16 protein-coding genes are annotated in these 16,153 nt (G+C 65.0%); 10 read left to right on the top strand and 6 right to left on the bottom strand.

The genetic code is table 11. The features are described from left to right. Positions 1 to 49: 49 nt before the first annotated feature. Positions 50 to 1,033: an SGNH/GDSL hydrolase family protein gene (locus tag ABWL39_RS13520; protein WP_367791987.1), complete on the bottom strand. Its 984-nt coding sequence runs from the start codon at positions 1,031 to 1,033 to the stop codon at positions 50 to 52. Positions 1,034 to 1,314: 281 nt separating this feature from the next. Between ABWL39_RS13520 and ABWL39_RS13515 the strand changes: the two genes are divergently transcribed. The 10 genes from ABWL39_RS13515 (at position 1,315) to ABWL39_RS13470 (ending at position 10,468) form a co-directional block, all read left to right on the top strand. Next, a complete protein-coding gene (locus ABWL39_RS13515) occupies positions 1,315 to 1,797 on the top strand; it encodes a WbuC family cupin fold metalloprotein (RefSeq protein WP_367791985.1) in 483 nt (160 codons plus the stop codon). Positions 1,798 to 1,799: 2 nt separating this feature from the next. Further along, the gene (locus ABWL39_RS13510) at positions 1,800 to 2,348 is read left to right on the top strand and encodes a YaeQ family protein (protein WP_367791982.1); all 549 of its coding nucleotides are present in this window, start codon (positions 1,800 to 1,802) and stop codon (positions 2,346 to 2,348) included. 10 nt (positions 2,349 to 2,358) lie between these two features. Then, positions 2,359 to 3,654, top strand: a complete 1,296-nt coding sequence (locus ABWL39_RS13505; protein ID WP_367791979.1) for a DUF1615 domain-containing protein — start codon at positions 2,359 to 2,361, stop codon at positions 3,652 to 3,654. A 78-nt stretch (positions 3,655 to 3,732) separates the two neighbouring features. Next, on the top strand, positions 3,733 to 4,833 hold the full coding sequence (locus tag ABWL39_RS13500; RefSeq protein WP_367791976.1) for an oxidoreductase: 1,101 nt from the start codon (positions 3,733 to 3,735) through the stop codon (positions 4,831 to 4,833). 185 nt (positions 4,834 to 5,018) lie between these two features. Beyond that, a complete protein-coding gene (locus ABWL39_RS13495; RefSeq protein ID WP_367791974.1) occupies positions 5,019 to 5,561 on the top strand; it encodes an iron transporter in 543 nt (180 codons plus the stop codon). A 43-nt stretch (positions 5,562 to 5,604) separates the two neighbouring features. Beyond that, the gene (locus tag ABWL39_RS13490) at positions 5,605 to 5,934 is read left to right on the top strand and encodes a cupredoxin domain-containing protein (protein ID WP_367791971.1); all 330 of its coding nucleotides are present in this window, start codon (positions 5,605 to 5,607) and stop codon (positions 5,932 to 5,934) included. Positions 5,935 to 5,973: 39 nt separating this feature from the next. Continuing rightward, positions 5,974 to 6,777 carry an FTR1 family protein gene (locus tag ABWL39_RS13485; protein WP_367791968.1) on the top strand — a complete coding sequence of 268 codons (804 nt, stop codon included), beginning with the start codon at positions 5,974 to 5,976 and terminating at the stop codon, positions 6,775 to 6,777. Between the two features lie 54 nt (positions 6,778 to 6,831). Next, positions 6,832 to 8,226 carry a 4Fe-4S binding protein gene (locus ABWL39_RS13480; RefSeq protein WP_367791965.1) on the top strand — a complete coding sequence of 465 codons (1,395 nt, stop codon included), beginning with the start codon at positions 6,832 to 6,834 and terminating at the stop codon, positions 8,224 to 8,226. 341 nt (positions 8,227 to 8,567) lie between these two features. Beyond that, a complete protein-coding gene (locus tag ABWL39_RS13475; RefSeq protein ID WP_367791962.1) occupies positions 8,568 to 9,857 on the top strand; it encodes an NCS2 family permease in 1,290 nt (429 codons plus the stop codon). A 167-nt stretch (positions 9,858 to 10,024) separates the two neighbouring features. Then, entirely contained in the window at positions 10,025 to 10,468 is a 444-nt protein-coding gene (locus tag ABWL39_RS13470; RefSeq protein ID WP_367792073.1) for a GNAT family N-acetyltransferase, read from the top strand. Between the two features lie 4 nt (positions 10,469 to 10,472). On the opposite strand, the gene prfA is transcribed toward ABWL39_RS13470, so the two are convergent. From prfA to rodA, 5 genes are all read right to left on the bottom strand, one after another. After that, positions 10,473 to 11,552 (bottom strand): peptide chain release factor 1, encoded by a 1,080-nt coding sequence (gene prfA, locus ABWL39_RS13465; RefSeq protein WP_367791959.1) that lies wholly within the window; start codon positions 11,550 to 11,552, stop codon positions 10,473 to 10,475. A 79-nt stretch (positions 11,553 to 11,631) separates the two neighbouring features. Then, the gene (gene hemA / locus ABWL39_RS13460; protein ID WP_367791956.1) at positions 11,632 to 12,885 is read right to left on the bottom strand and encodes a glutamyl-tRNA reductase; all 1,254 of its coding nucleotides are present in this window, start codon (positions 12,883 to 12,885) and stop codon (positions 11,632 to 11,634) included. Positions 12,886 to 12,994: 109 nt separating this feature from the next. Next, positions 12,995 to 13,564, bottom strand: a complete 570-nt coding sequence (locus ABWL39_RS13455; RefSeq protein ID WP_367791953.1) for an L-threonylcarbamoyladenylate synthase — start codon at positions 13,562 to 13,564, stop codon at positions 12,995 to 12,997. Between the two features lie 11 nt (positions 13,565 to 13,575). After that, the gene (locus tag ABWL39_RS13450) at positions 13,576 to 14,559 is read right to left on the bottom strand and encodes a septal ring lytic transglycosylase RlpA family protein (RefSeq protein WP_367791950.1); all 984 of its coding nucleotides are present in this window, start codon (positions 14,557 to 14,559) and stop codon (positions 13,576 to 13,578) included. Between the two features lie 472 nt (positions 14,560 to 15,031). Then, entirely contained in the window at positions 15,032 to 16,153 is a 1,122-nt protein-coding gene (gene rodA, locus ABWL39_RS13445; protein WP_367791946.1) for a rod shape-determining protein RodA, read from the bottom strand.

Here is a 16,153-nt window from a genome sequence, read left to right as displayed (position 1 = left end):
AGACCCAACCACGCCGACGGCTATGCGCCGGCACGTGACGGGGCCAGGTTCAGCTGCGGCGGTAGCGGCGCAGCTGCCACAGGCCGACCAGGCCGAAGGATATCAGCCAGCTGGTCGGCGGCACGGGCACCGCTGCAGCGTCGATCTGCGCGATGATCGATTCGCCGAACAGCTGATGCATGCCGGCGGTCGGGTGGATGCTGTCCCAATAGAAATACTGCGAGGGATTCGCACAGGCGCCGCCAGCGCTCAGGCAGGCATCGGTGACGTCGCTCAGGCCATAGAGCCCCGGGTTGTCGAGGATATGGCTGCTCAGACCGAACACGTCCGCCTCGATGATGTCGATGTTGAACGCCGACTCCAGCCCGGCGATGGCACCGCCGAGCATGGTATTGAAGGCCACGCTGCGGTTGTGCTTGAGCGCCGCGGTGGCCGGGTTGCCGTTGTTGCCGGGCGTGCGGCCGAGATCGGGTGCGTTGGGGACGACGATATTGCGCGCACCCTGGTTGATCAGCGCGCCGATCAGCAGGCTCAGGTTGGAGATCGACGTGCTCAGGCTGACGTTCGGATCGTTGATGTCGTTGCCGCCGCCGTAGACCACGTACAGCGCGTTCGGGTCGGCTGCGTGGCCGGCCAGCTGCTGCAGGTAGAGCTGGCCCTGGGCAAGCAGGCCGGGCGGGTTCGGCAAGGTGGCGGCATCGATCTTGGCACCGCCGAAGGCAAAGTTGGTGCCGCCGGCAAGGGCTGCGGTATTGTGCAGGTTGAAGGCGTTGGCGATGTAATCGAGGTAGATCGGGCCGTTGCTGAAGCGTCCGGCGTAGTAGCCGGCCGCCGCGCTTGGGACGGCACCGCCGGTCGCGATCGCGATATTGCCGCTGTCCGACAGGCTGTCGCCGAACACATACAGGCCGGATAGCTGCACGCCCTGGTCGGTGCGCCAGATCGTGGCCGAGGCGGTGTTCGGCAGCAGCATTGCGGCGGCCAGACAGGTGCCGGCAAGTAGCCGGGTGATGCGGGTGTTAGCTTGATTCATGACGTCTCCTCTATGTTTTTGTGGGCTCGTTTACGAGCCGGTAGAGACAAGCAATTTATACACCAATCGCGATGTAGCCATATAAATCAACCGCTTGAATTTTTGCGGCCGACGTATCCCCGTTCGGCGTAAAGATTCCCGACATGGCATGGGCAGGCCGGGCTGCTGCATTGCGTGCAAAGCATGCAAGGCACAACGCGCGGTAGTACTATCCGCGTCAGCCCTGTTCCAGCCCTGGCGGCAGCCCTCGCGCGCCTTGCCGCCATCACCGAGGTAAGTACTTGAAAACCATCGACACCGCCCTGCTCGACACCCTGGCGCAGCAGGCGCAGCAATCGCCGCGCCGCCGCGCGAACCACAATCTGCACACCGAGCTCGCCGACCCGATCCAGCGCCTGGCCATTGCCATGGAGCCCGATACCTACGTCCGCCCGCATCGTCACCCCCACACCTGGGAGCTGCTCTACTCCTTGCGCGGGCGTTTTCTCGTGCTGCATTTCGACGAGCAGGGCACGGTCACCGGGCGCGCCATCCTCGGTGACGGCACGGCCGTGCTCGAAACCCCCGCCGGCACTTGGCACGCGGTGCTGTCGCTCGACGAGGGCGGTGTGATCTTCGAGGTCAAGCATGGCCCCTACCAGGCCATCACCGATGCCGATTTCGCCGCATGGTCGCCGGCTGCCGGCGACGCCGCCGACGAGCTCATGGACTGGTACGCGGCGGCCCGCATCGGCGAGCGCTTCGAGCCGGCAGCGGAGGCCTGATCATGGCGCTCAAGGCCACCATTTTCAAAGCATCGCTGCAGATCGCCGACATGGATCGGCATCACTATCAGGACCACTCAGTCACGCTGGCGCGCCATCCGTCCGAAAGCGACGAACGCATGATGGTGCGTCTGCTCGCGTTCGCCGTGAATGCCGATGAGGCGCTGAGCTTTGGCGCCGGGCTGTGTGACGACGAGGAGCCCGATATCTGGCTCAACGACCTGACCGGCGCCACCAGGCTGTGGATCGAGCTCGGCCAACCCGACGAAAAGCGTCTGAAGAAGGCCTGCAGCCGTGCCGAGCGCGTCATCGTGTACAGCTACAGCGGCAACAGCGCCAATATCTGGTGGGAGCAGCTGCGCGGCAGCCTGAGCCGGCTCAACAACCTGACCGTGTACAAACTGCCGGCCGAGACCGCCGCCGAGCTCGCCAAGCTTGCGCAGCGCACCATGCAGCTGCAATGCACGATCCAGGAAGAGCAGGTGCTGCTGACCGATGGCAGCGAGACCGTCAATGTCGATCTCGCCGCGGCGCGCTGCTGGCCGGCCTGAGGAGGCGTCGATGAAGCGGATGCAGGCAATACCGCTGGGCGCCCTGGTGGCGGCTTTGGTGGCGGGCTGTGCGAGCACGGCAGCACGCGCGCCGATCGTCGAGGGGCGCGAGCCGGGCCCCGCCGCGCCCCAGGCTGAGCCGATCGCTGCCGTCGCGCCGCCCGTGGTGCCGGCGGCGCCACCCGCCACGGTCACGCCATTGGCCGTGGTGCCTGCCCCCAATGGTACGGCATTGCCGAAGCCGCTACCGCTGCCGCTGCCACCGCCCGCACCCAGCGCCCAGCAGAACCGCGAGCTGGTCGACCGCCTGCTGCCGCGCCAGATCAAGGACCGCAACGGCTGGGCCGGCGACATTCAGACCGCATTTGACACGCTCAAGATCCCGTTCACCGCCGAATACCTGTGTGCGTCGATGGCCGTGATCGAGCAGGAGTCGAGCTGGCAGGGCGACCCGCCGGTGCCGGGGTTGGGCAAGATGGTGTGGAAGGAGATCGACAAACGCGCGAGCCAGTACCATGTGCCGCTGTTCGCGGTGCAGGCGGCGCTACTCAAGCCATCGCCCGACGGCCACAGCTACAAGGCGCGCATCGACGGGCTGCAGACCGAAAAACAGATGAACGAGGTGTTCGAGGAGCTGTCCGGCGAGGCCGCGCGCATCGGCCTGCCGATCAGCATGAAGAACCCGATCCGCACCGGCGGGCCGATGCAGGTCAGCGTCGACTTCGCGCAGGGCCATGCGCGCGCCTGGCCCTATCCCTACCCGGTGAAGGACAGCATCCGCCATGAGGTGTTCAGCCGGCGCGGCGGCGTTTACTTCGGCATCGCCAACCTGTTGCACTACCGCGTCAACTATTCCGAGATGATCTACCGCTTCGCGGATTTCAACGCCGGCCGCTACTCCAGCCGCAACGCGGCATTCCAGCTGGCGCTGGGGCGGCTCGCCAAGCGCAAGGTGGCGCCGGACGGCGACTTGCTGCGCTACAGCGATGGCGCGCCATCGACGACACAGAGCGAGACCGAAAAGCTGCTGCTGTCGCAGAGCGGCAAGCTCGGCCTGTCGGCCAGCGACATCCGGCGGGACCTGGCAAACGAGAAATCGGCAAGCTTCGAACAGAGCGTGTTGTACCAGCGCGTGTTTGCCCTGGCCGAACAACAGGCGGGGCGCAAGCTGCCGCGCGCCGCGATGCCGCAGATCCGCCTCAATAGCCCGAAGATCACGCGCAAGCTGACCACCGAGTGGTTCGCACAGCGTGTCGATGGCCGCTACCAGCAATGCCTGCTGCGCAAGCCGCCGCTGCCGGCATGAGCGGGACAATCCCGATATGGTGGCGGGCCGCCTTGGTTTAGGCTGCGCCATCGAATCCACTCCTTCTGCGAGACTTCCATGCAAACCGCTCCGCTTCGCATTGCCCTGATCGGCTATGGCTATGTCGGCAAGACCTTTCATGCGCCGTTGATCCGCGCCACGCCGGGCCTGGAGCTCTCGCTGATCGGGTCGAGCGATGCGGCCAAGGTCCAGCGCGACCTGCCGGGCATGCGCGTGGAAGCGAACATGGCCGCGGCGGTCAGTGCAAGCGACATCGATCTGGTGGTGATCGCCAGCCCCAACGACACCCATGCGCCACTTGCTGCCGCCGCACTGCGCGCCGGCAAGCACGTGGTGGTGGACAAGCCGTTCACGCTCGACCTGGCCCAGGCCCGCGAGCTGGCCGGGCTGGCGCGGGACACGGGCAAGCTGCTGTCGGTATTCCAGAACCGCCGCTGGGACAGCGATTTCCTCGCGCTGCAGGCGCTGCTACGGCAGGGCCGGCTCGGCGAGGTAGTACATTTCGAATCGCAGTTCGACCGCTTCCGCCCGGTGGTGCAGGCGCGCTGGCGCGAAGGCGACGGCCCCGGTGCCGGCATCTGGTATGACCTCGGCCCGCACCTGGTGGACCAGGCCTTGACCCTGTTCGGGCTGCCGCAGCGCGTCTCGGGCCATATCGCGAGCCAGCGCCAGGGTACCTGCTCGCCCGACTGGGCGCATGTGGTGCTCGACTATGGGCGGCGCCAGGCGGTATTGCACGCCTCGGTGCTGGTCGCCGGTGGCGTGCCCAGGTTTGCCGTGCATGGCACGGCCGGCAGCTGGATCAAATACGGGCTCGACCAGCAGGAAGCCCAGCTCAAGGCCGGCATGCAGCCCGGTGCGCCCGGCTGGGGCCAGGATGCCGAGCCGGCGACGCTCTACGTCGGCGACACCGGCGTCATCGAGCCGATCGCCGTGCCAGCCGGCGACTATGGCCGATATTACGCGGCGGTGCGCGATGCGATCGGCCACGGTGCCGCCAACCCGGTGACGCCGATGCAGGCGCTCGCCGTCATGGCGGTGATCGAGGCTGCCATGGCCTCCGCCACGAGCGGTCAGGCGCAGCCGCTCGCACTGAGTGAAGCGGAACGGCGCGAAGCCACCGCGGACTGGCAAGCGCAGGGCGCCATCCCGCGCTGAGCACCACCGCCCCGGCGATCGGCCGGGCTGTAACATCACCAAAACTTGATGCGGATCAAGCCCGCCCGCATATAGCCATTGCACAATACATCGAAAATGCGAATAATTCTTGTTGTGAAATGAATTGAGAATGGTTCACAATACTACCTCAATCCGACAACAAGGCCTCGATAAGGACGTTCGTTATGCCATCTCGTTTGCTGCAAATCGGCTGCCTCGCCGCCATGCTCGTTTCCGCCACCGCGTTTGCCAAGGAATACCCGGTCGGCAAGCCGCAACAAAAGAACGGCCTGGAAATCGCCGCCGTCTACCTGCAACCGGTGAAGATGGAGCCCGACGGCATGATGCGCAAGGCCGAGGAATCCGACGTGCATCTCGAGGCCGACATCAAGGCGCTCGGCGACAATCCGAACGGCTTCCCCGAAGGCAGCTGGGTGCCCTACCTCAACATCAAGTACGAGATCACCAAGCAAGGCGGCGCCGACAAGATCGCCGGCGACTTCATGCCGATGGTGGCCAACGACGGCCCGCACTACGGCGACAACGTCAAGCTCAAGGGCCCGGGCAAGTACAAGCTCAGGCTGACCATCGCCGGCCCGGATACCAACCCGCACAGCCACTTCGGCCGCCACACCGACAAGGAAACCGGTGTCGCCCCCTGGTTCAAGCCGTTCACCGTGGAATATGACTTCGCCTACGCCGGCATCGGCAAAAAGGGCGGTTACTGATTGATCCCGGGGCGGCATCGCCCCGTCTGACTCTGGAGAAGTGATGATGAAAGGCCTGATCGTTTTGACCGCCGCCTCGCTGTTCGCAGCGACCGTATGTGCCGAAGACATGCCGGTATTCAAGCTGGTGGCCAAGGACGGCAAGTTCACGCCGAACACGATCGAGGCACCGGCCGGCAAGCGCTTCAAGATCGAGATCGAAAACCAGGGCACCAGCGCCATCGAATTCGAGAGCAAGCCGCTACGCCAGGAAAAGGTGCTGGCGCCAGGCGCCAAGTCCTTTGTCGTGATCAACGGCATCAAGGCCGGCACCTACAAGTTCTTCGACGAGTACCACGAGACGACTGGCCAGGGCCAGATCATCGTCAAGTAAATATCAACACAACCGACCGAGCCCCACGCAGGAGTCATCATGGGTAACGCACTTTTCATCATCTGGCGCGAGTCGGCCGAGGCCATGCTGGTCGTCGGTATCCTCTACGCATGGCTGAAGAAGCAGCCCGATGCGGCGGTCGGCATGCGCTACCTGTGGGGCGGCGTGGCCGCCGGGGTCGGCCTCGCGCTGCTGCTGGCCGGGGTGATGCTGGGCATGGCGCAGGTGCTGTCACCCGATGCGATGGAGTATTTCCAGCTCGGCATGGTGCTGGTCGCCGCCGGCCTGATCGTGCAGATGGTGTTCTGGATGCGCAAGCACGGCCGCACGCTGAAGAAGGAACTCGAATCGGGCATGCAGAAGAATCTCGAAACGGCGAACTGGTGGGGCATGCTGACCGTGGTCATGCTCGCCGTCGGCCGTGAGAGCGCCGAGACCGTGGTATTCCTGTACGGCCTGGGGCTCGAGCAGCACCCACTGCTCGAAACGCTGGGCGTGGTCGCACTCGGCCTCGGCCTAGCCTACCTGACATTCTGGGCGCTGCAGCAGGGCGGGCGCTACCTGTCGTGGCGTACTTTCTTCCGCTTCTCCGAAATCCTGCTGTTGCTGCTGGCGTCTGCCTTGTTGATGACTGGCATCGAGAAGATGATGAATTTCGGCTGGCTGCCGCCACTGGTCGACCCGGTGTGGGACAGCTCGCCACTGCTCGACGACAGCACGCGCACTGGCGGCCTGATCGCCGCGCTCACCGGTTACCGCTCGCATCCCGCTCTAATGCTGTTGCTGGCCTACGGCGCCTACTGGCTGTCGGTGTGGGCGTTGATGAAACGCGCCCCGCGTTGATCCTGTTCTGATGTCTTGCCGGCCCGGCGCAGGCGCCGGGCCTGGAGTTTCTGCGTGACCGATTGCACCCTCGACCGCCCTGCTTCCCCCACTACCGCCCGCCTGGCGGCGCTCGGCAATTGGATGCGCGACCACCAGCGCGCCCTGCGGCTGACCCAGTGGTGCGTGGTCGTGTTCTACCTAGTGCTGGTGGCGCTGCCGGCCTTCCTGCCGCTGCCCGGCAACGAGTCGCGCATTCTCAACAACGTCACGGTGTTCTCGCAGTTCCTGTTCTGGGGCATCTGGTGGCCGTTCGTGCTGCTGTCGATGATCCTCGTCGGCCGCACCTGGTGCGGTGTGTTCTGCCCCGAGGGCGCGCTCAGCGAGTGGGCGAGCCGCCATGGGCGCGGTGCGCCAGTGCCGCGCTGGGCCAAGTGGGGCGGCTGGCCCTTCGTCGCGTTCTGCCTGACCACGGTCTTCGGCCAGCTGGTCAGCGTCTATCAATATCCCAAGGCAGTGTTGCTGATCCTTGGCGGCTCGACCGTTGGCGCCATGGTCATCGGCTATCTGTACGGCAAGGGCAAGCGCGTGTGGTGTCGCCACCTGTGCCCGGTGAACGGGGTGTTCGGGCTGCTGTCGCGCCTGTCGCCGTTCTACATGCAGGTGGACCGCAAGCGCTGGGCGGTGGAGCCGGGGCGCAAGGTGATCCCGATCAACTGCGCGCCGCTCGTCGATATCCGCCGCATGGAAGGGCCGTCCGAATGCCATATGTGCGGCCGCTGTGCCGATCATCGCGGTGCCGTGCAGCTGGCGGCGCGCGCGCCCAATCGCGAGATCGCGCAGCTGCGTGCCGAGCAGGGCAGCGGCTGGGATCTGCTGCTGCTGGTCTACGGCCTGATGGGCGTGGCCGTCGGCGCGTTCCAGTGGACGTCGAGCCCGTGGTTCATCAGCGCCAAGCAGACGGCTGCCGAATGGCTGATCGAGCGCGACATCCTCTGGCCGCTGTCCGACAACGCGCCATGGTGGCTCTTGACCCACTACCCCGAGAACAGCGATGTGTTCACCTGGCTCGATGGCGCGATGATCGTCGCCTATATCGGCAGCGTTGCCGTACTGCTCGGGACCTGGGTCCTGGCCTGGCTCGCCGCATCGGCGCGGGTGCTGCCCGGCAGCTGGCGCGCCAATACCATCAAGCTATCCTATGCGCTCACGCCGCTGGCCGGCTGTGGCGTGTTCCTCGGCCTGTCAGCGCTGACGGTGTCCATCCTCAAGGCGGAAGGCCTGACCTTCCACTGGATCGCACAGGCGCGCATGACGCTGCTTACCCTGGCCGCACTCTGGTCGTGGTGGCTGGCCTGGCGCCAGATGCAGCCGCAGGGGCCGCTGCGCGCGCTGGCAGGCGCGGTGCTGCTGGTGCCGGCGCTGGCGGCCGTGGTCTGGGCCTGGGCGCTGCTGTTCGTGATCTGGTAAACCCACGTATCGCCGGCGCCCGCCATTCACTCATGGCGGGGTGACACCCACTGCTGTACGCGCATCTCCTTTGGCGAATCCTCTTCGCTTACCTACACTGGAAAGCATGGCTGGCGGCCTGCCGGGCTTGAAGCCAAGCTGCGGTACCGGTGTGAGGGATGATGGCCCATGCCTGCTCGTTTTCCCGCTGCATAGGCCCACCCTGCGGCCTCGGCAGCGGGCAACGCAGCACTCGCCCTCCCGCCCGGCTCGCAACGATTGCAGCAGCCCGGCAGGCTGCCGGCAGCGAATTGCGCTAGAATCCGCAACCTTTCCAACCTCCTGATTTCGCTGGAGTCCCCATGCTCGACGCCCTGTTCAAACTGAAAGAGCACAACACCTCGGTGCGCACCGAGATCATCGCCGGCGTGACGACCTTCCTCACGATGGCCTACATCATCTTCGTCAACCCGTCGATCCTGTCGACCACCGGCATGGATTTCCAGGCTGTGTTCGTCGCCACCTGCATCGCGGCGGCGCTTGGTTCGGCGGTGATGGGGCTGGTCGCCAACTACCCGATCGCGCTGGCGCCCGGCATGGGCCTCAATGCCTATTTCACCTTCAGCGTGGTCAAGGGCATGGGGGTGAGCTGGCAGGTGGCGCTGGGTGCGGTGTTTCTGTCCGGTGTGCTGTTCATCTTCGTCAGCCTGTTCAAGCTGCGCGAGCTGATCGTCAATGCCATCCCGCATTCGCTCAAACTGGCGATCTCGGCCGGGGTGGGGCTGTTCCTCGGTATCATCGCGCTGAAGAATGCCGGCCTTGTCGTCGGCCACCCGGTGACGCTGGTCACGCTCGGCAATCTGCACGACCCCAAGGTGCTGCTGGCGGTCTTCGGCTTTCTGCTGATCGTCGGGCTCGAATACCGCAAGGTCACCGGCTCGGTGATCATCGGCATCCTGCTGACCACGCTGTTGTCGATCTGGTTCGGGCTTGAATCGTTCAAGGGCGTGTTCGCGCCGCCGCCGAGCATCGCGCCGACGCTACTGCAGATGGATGTCCACGGGGCGCTGAACGCCGGCCTGCTGGGCGTGGTGTTCGTGTTCTTCTTCGTCGACCTGTTCGATACCTCGGGCACGCTGATCGGCGTATCGCACCGCGCCGGCCTGCTCGACAAGCATGGCAAGCTGCCACGCCTGAAACGCGCGCTGCTGGCCGATTCCAGCGCGATCGTGGTGGGCGCTGCGCTGGGCACGTCGAGTACCACAGCCTACATCGAGTCGGCCGCCGGCACTGCCGTCGGCGGGCGTACCGGCCTCACCGCCGTGGTGGTGGCCATCCTGTTCCTCGCCGCACTGTGGCTGTCGCCGCTTGCCGGCACGGTGCCGGCCTACGCCACGGCGCCGGCCCTGCTCTATGTGGCGGTGCTGATGGCGCGCGGCCTGTCCGAGATCGACTGGGACGACCTGACCGAGTGCACGCCGGCCGTCGTCACGGCACTGTGCATGCCGTTCACGTTCTCGATTGCCGACGGTATCGCCTTCGGCTTCGTCAGCTATGCGGCGATCAAGCTGCTGGCGGGCCGCACCCGTGACCTGAGCATGACCGTCGTGGCAATCGCCGGGCTGTGGGTGGTGAAGTTCCTGCTGTTCTGAGCGAGGCATCCCGCCCGCCCCAAGCCACCGCCTGACGGTGGCTTTTTTGCGCCGGTACGGCACGCGGCACGGGTTAGAATGGCGCATCCCAACTTGCCCGCCCTGCCATGCACGCCATCTCGTCTCCTGCTGCCACGCTACGCCACGTCGATTTCGACGATGATGCGATGGCCGCCGATTTTCTCGCCCTGCTCGACCACTATGCGCAGGACCCGATGGGAGGGGGCTCGGGCTTGTCCGCCTATGCCAGGGCGCATCTCGTGGAGCGGCTGAGGTCGCGCCCCGGTTTTGTTGCGCTGATGGCTTATCGGGGTGATCGGCCCGCCGGCCTGATCAACTGTATGGAAGGATTTTCCACCTTCGCCGCCAGGCCCCTGCTCAATGTGCACGACCTCGTCGTACACGGCGATTTCCGCGGCCAGGGCATCGGCCTGCTTCTGCTGCAGGGGGCGGAGGCGCTGGCCCGCGAGCGCGACTGCTGCAAGCTCACGCTGGAGGTGCTCGAAGGCAACCACGGCGCCATGTCGGTCTACCGGCGCGCCGGCTTCCTGCCCTACGAGCTCGATCCGCGCATGGGGCGCGCCTTGTTCCTGGAGAAGAAGCTGGGTTGAGCGATCAGTCCTCGCCCATGGCGGCGAGCAGTTCGGCCTGGTGCTCGTTGACGAGGGACTGGGTCAGTTCGAACAGATCGCCGTCCATGATCTGGTCGAGCTTGTACAGGGTCAGGTTGATGCGGTGGTCAGTCATCCGGCCCTGCGGGAAGTTGTAGGTGCGGATGCGCTCCGAGCGGTCGCCCGAGCCAACCAGGCTCTTGCGCGTCGCGGCCTCCTTGGCCTGGCGCTCACGCAGCTGGGCGTCGTTGATGCGCGCGGCCAGCACCGACAGCGCACGGGCCTTGTTCTTGTGCTGCGAGCGATCGTCCTGACATTCGACCACGATGCCGGTCGGCAGGTGGGTAATGCGCACCGCCGAATCGGTCTTGTTGATGTGCTGGCCACCCGCGCCGGACGCGCGGAAAGTGTCGACGCGGATATCCTCGTTGCGGATTTCCACCTCGGCCAGCTCGTCCGCCTCAGGCATGACGGCGACGGTGCAGGCCGAGGTATGGATGCGGCCCTGCGTCTCGGTGGCCGGCACGCGCTGCACGCGGTGGCCGCCCGATTCGAACTTGAGCTTGGAATAGGCGCCGAAGCCGACGATGCGCGCGATGATTTCCTTGTAGCCACCGAGGTCCGACTCGCTGGCCGAGACGATCTCCACCTGCCAGCGGTTGCGCTCGGCAAAGCGCGAATACATGCGGAACAGGTCGGCGGCGAACAGCGCCGATTCGTCGCCGCCGGTGCCGGCGCGGATTTCGAGGAAGATGTTGCGCTCGTCGTTAGGGTCGCGCGGCAACAGCAGCTTCTGCAGGTCGAGCGCGAGCGTGTCGAGCTTCTGCTTGTTCTCCTGGATCTCGATCTCGGCGAACTCCTTCATCTCCGGGTCGGCCAGCATCTCCTGCGCGGTGACGATGTCCTGCTCGCACTGCCGATAGGCCTGGTACAGCTCGACCACCGGCGTGATCTCGGCGTGCTCGCGCGTGAGCTTGCGGTAGTTGTCCATGTCGCGCGTTGCCTCTTCGCTGGCGAGCAGGTGGCTGACCTCTTCCTGGCGGTCGACGAGCTGAGCGAGTTTGGCGGCAATGCTGGGTTTCATGGATCGAATCAATACGGCGGACGAAGGGCGGAATTATGCAACGAAAGCCGACGGCTGAACATTGCCGCCGGGCGGCGGGCTATTCGTTGTCGTGGGCGCCGTAGATGCGGCTGATCAGCGCCAGCGTCTGCTCGCGCTCGGGCGGCTGGGCGTTGTGCAGCGCCTGGGTCGGCGCGTGGGTGAACTTGTTGGTCAGCGCATGCGACAGCGCTTCGAGCACCTGGGCAGGCGACTCGCCCTTTTCCAGCAGTTTCAGCGCGCGTTCGAGCTCATGGCGACGCAGACGCTCGGCCTTGTCGCGCAGGTTGCGGATCACCGGCACGGCCTCGCGCGCACTGAGCCAGTGCATGAACTCGCCGACCTTGCTATCGATGATCGTCTCGGCCTCGACCACGGCTGTCTGGCGCCGCTCGCGCCCTTCCTGCACCACGCTGGCCAGATCGTCCACGGTGTAGAGGTAGACGTCGTCGAGATCGCCGACTTCGGCTTCGACGTCGCGCGGCACCGCCAGGTCCACCATGAACATCGGCCGGTGGCGGCGGGCCTTGATCGCGCGCTCGACCATGCCCTTGCCGAGGATGGGCAGCTGGCTTGCCGTCGAGGTGACGACGATGTCGTGCTGCGGCAGCACCTGCGGTAGGTCGGCCAGCAGCACGGCCTGGCCGTTCAGGCGCGAAGCCAGCGCCTGGCCGCGTTCGAGCGTGCGGTTGGCAACGGTGATGCTTTTCGGATGCTGGGCGGCGAAATAGGTCGCGCACAGATCGATCATCTCGCCGGCGCCGATAAACAGCACGCGCGTGTCGGCCACGCTCGGGAAGATGCGTTCTGCCAGCCGCACGGCCGCAGCGGACATCGACACCGAGTTGGCGCCGATCTCGGTACGCGTGCGGACTTCCTTGGCGACCGAAAAGGTGCGCTGGAACAGGTTGTTGAGCAGTGTGCCCAGCGTACCGGCCTGCTCGGCCGTGCGTACCGCGTCCTTGAGCTGGCCGAGGATCTGTGCCTCGCCCAGCACCATCGAATCGAGCCCGCTGGCGACGCGGAAAGCGTGGCGCACGGCCTGGTCTTCCGGCAGCCGGTAAAGGAAAGGCTCGACCTTGTTGACCGGGAGCTGATGATAGGTCGCCAGCCATTCGATGACGGCGCTCGGGTCCTGCGTGTTGCAGTAGATCTCGGTACGATTACAGGTCGATACGATGGCCGCCTCGGCGGCCTTGCTACAGGACAACAGATCGTGCAGTGCCGTGCCCATGGTTTCGGCGGGAAACGCCACCTTCTCCCGCATCGCGAGCGGGGCTGTATGGTGGTTGAGGCCGAAGGCAAAGAGATGCATGCACGAAAACAAGGCGGACAGATTCTCGTATTCTAACCGATGCGTGAATATCAGCCAAAACCGATGCTTGGCCTAGTCCTTTGGGAGGATGGCCAGGCACGGGTCCGGATCAGCGCAACACGCGGCCTGTCGCCAGCTCGATGATTGTCGACGGCTTGCGGCGGCGGCCGATGCGGCCGGGGACGGTGACCACCTGGTCGCCGAAGGTGCGGCGGCAGGCTGCTGCCGTTTTCAGCGACACCTGGCCGGCCAGGTTGGCGCTGGTCGATACCAGTGCGGAACCGAGTGCCCGGCACAGCCCGGCGGTTTCCGGGTGGGCGCTGATGCGCACCGCGATCGTGCCGTGCTTGCCCGTCAGCAAGGGGTGAGCGAAACGCGAGGCACGCATGACGAAGGTGTAGGGGCCGGGCCAGTATTGCTGCACCAGCGCCCGTTCGCGCGCGCTGAGCGGGGCGATGAAGGGCCGCAACTGGCGCAGGCTGGCGGCCACCAGGATCACGCCCTTGTGGCTGGGTCGCCGCTTGAGCTGCAACACCCGGCTTACCGCGCGCATGTCGCGCGGGTCGCAACCCAGGCCAAAGCAGGATTCGGTGGCATAGGCGAGCACCCCGCCGTTGCGGAACGCTTCGCGTGCGGCATGCAAAGCGCCTCCACCCGGCCAGCGGGCCGGGTGAGTCATGCGGCGCGGCATCAGCGTACGACTACCGAATTCAATGCCAGCACGTCGCGGAGTTTTCCGGCTGCCAGGCGAGCAGCGGCTTCGGTCGCATAGGGGCCAATGTGGATGCGGGATACGCCTTGCCTGGTGACCACGTTCACCATCTCGTGGGCAAGCTCGGCGCCGCCACGGACCAGACGGTCACGCAGCGACTCGGCGTTGTCCTTGCTGCGGAAGGCGCCGACCTGCAGGTAGACACCATTGCCAACGGTATCGCTGCTGATCGAGTCGGCCGCAGCATTGGTAACGCTGGCGGCGGGGGCCAGTACTTCACTGACCACCTTGGGCTCGGTGCTGACGGCCGAGGCGACCACGGCGACAGGCTTGTCATCCGCCACTGGTTTCTCGACGGACTTGGCCTTGGCCAGCTTGGGCGGTGCGATGCGTTCGAGCAGCCCACCCTGCTGTTTCATCTGCGCGATTTCATCGGCCGTAATGGCCTCGATCGAGATGCGCGCACTGCCCTTGGCGACATAATCGAGCTTGTAGGCCGCCGCATAGGACAAATCCATCACGCGATTCTTGTGGAACGGGCCACGATCGTTGATGCGCACGATCACCGACTTGCCGTTCTCCATATTGGTGACGCGGGCATAGCTCGGGATCGGCAGCGTCGCGTGAGCGGCCGTCATTGCGAACATGTCATAGCGTTCGCCCGACGATGTTTTCTGGCCGTGGAACTTCTTGCCATACCACGACGCGATACCTTCGCCCTGGTAGGGTTTGAGTTCCTTGGACGGCACGTAATCCTCGCCGAAGCGGCTATACGGATTGTTGGCGAATTTGTTCAGCGGCTCGATCCTGGGCTCGGGCTCGGTCACCTTGCTTAGGTCGACCGGCACGCTCTCGGGAGGGCCATCGTCCAGCCAGAACGCGCCGCCATTCTTGCCGGGCTTGATTGCCGGCGTGGTCTTGCGCTCTTCGCCGGCCTTGCCGACAACGGTGGGCGCCGTCACGCTGGGCTTGGCCGCAGCGGGAGCAGATGGATAAGTGGCACAGGCCTGCAGCATCAGGGGCAGGCTGCCAACGACAGCGTACGCGAGCCAGTATGAGATCGGCGTACGGGGATTGCTAGGGAAAAGGGTCCGCGCAGGCACGCTAATCCTCCATTCGTCAAAGCGGCGCAGGCGACCAGTCGAGCAAGCTCGTGAACTGGGCAAGCACCTGGGGTTGGCGATGTGGACGGAGTGTCCGGGCTGCGCGCAGGGCGCGCAACGGGTACAGCATGAAACCCTGAACGTCTGGTCTTTAAGGCGACCTTGCGTCGTCGCTCAGGGGCATTGAACTGCGTCAATGAATTGAAGACGAGCCGATTGTTTCACAAGGTCATGAAATCGGCAAGTGTCTGATTTATCAGGAAAGTCTAAATTTGCCCCGAAATATACGACTGGCGCGGCATTGCGCGCCGTTCAAGACCCTACTCCAATATCAGGTTTGCACCAGTTTTCTATGTGCATGAATACTCATCAGAATTCCGAACCCGAGGCTCAGGGTGACGAGTGCGGTGCCGCCATAACTGATCAGCGGCAAGGGTACGCCGACCACGGGCAGGATGCCCGATACCATGCCCATGTTGACGAAGGCGTAGGTGAAGAAAGACAGCGTGATCGAGCCTGCCAGCAGACGGCCGAAGAAGCTGCTGGCGCGCGACGAGATGAACAGACCACGGGCGATCACCAGCAGGTAGAGCACCAGCAGCAGGCAGTTGCCGAGCAGGCCGAATTCCTCGGCGAACACCGCGAAGATGAAGTCGGTGGTGCGTTCGGGAATGAAGTCGAGGTGGGTCTGCGTACCGTTGAGCCAGCCCTTGCCGAGCACGCCGCCCGAGCCGATCGCGATGGTGCCCTGGATCGTGTGATAGCCCGCGCCGAGCGGGTCCTGCATCGGGTCGAGCATGGTGGCCACGCGCCGGCACTGGTAGTCGTGGAATATCTTGATGCACAGGTCCCAGTTCGTGACGAAGTAGATGCCGCCGATGCCGGCCAGCACCAGTGTCCCGACGATGTACCAGGGCAGGCCGGCCAGAAACAGGATGTAGAAGCTCGCTGCGCTCACCAGGATGGCAGTGCCGAGGTCGGGCTGCTTGAGGATCAGACCCAGCGGCAGCAGCATGATCAGCGTGGCGATCGCGAAATCACGCAACTTCAGGACCGCTTCCTGGCGCTGGAAGTACCAGGCCAACATCATCGGCAGCGCGATCTTCATGATCTCCGAGGGCTGGATACGTGTGACGCCGATATGCAGCCAGCGCCGGGCGCCGTTGACCACGTCGCCGGTCAGCGCGACGCCTATCAGCAGCACGAAGCCAATCAGATAGAGCGGCGGCCCGAGCATCATCATGCGCTGCGGCGAGATATTGGCGGCGATCCACATGATGCCGGCCGCGACCGACATATTGATCAGCTGCGACATGATCTTGTCCATGCTCTGGTTCGATGCCGAGTACAGCACGGCCAGATTGGCCGCCATCAGGCAGGCGGCAAGCAGCAGCAATGGGCCGTCGAGATTCTTGTAAAGCAGGCCGATCAGGCGACGTGCGTCGATCTTCAT

The sequence above is a fragment of the Chitinivorax sp. PXF-14 genome (genome assembly GCF_040812015.1).
GTDB lineage: Bacteria > Pseudomonadota > Gammaproteobacteria > Burkholderiales > SCOH01 > JBFNXJ01.
The sequence above is the reverse complement of the archived record's forward strand: the minus strand, read 5'-3'. Positions and strand labels throughout refer to the sequence as shown.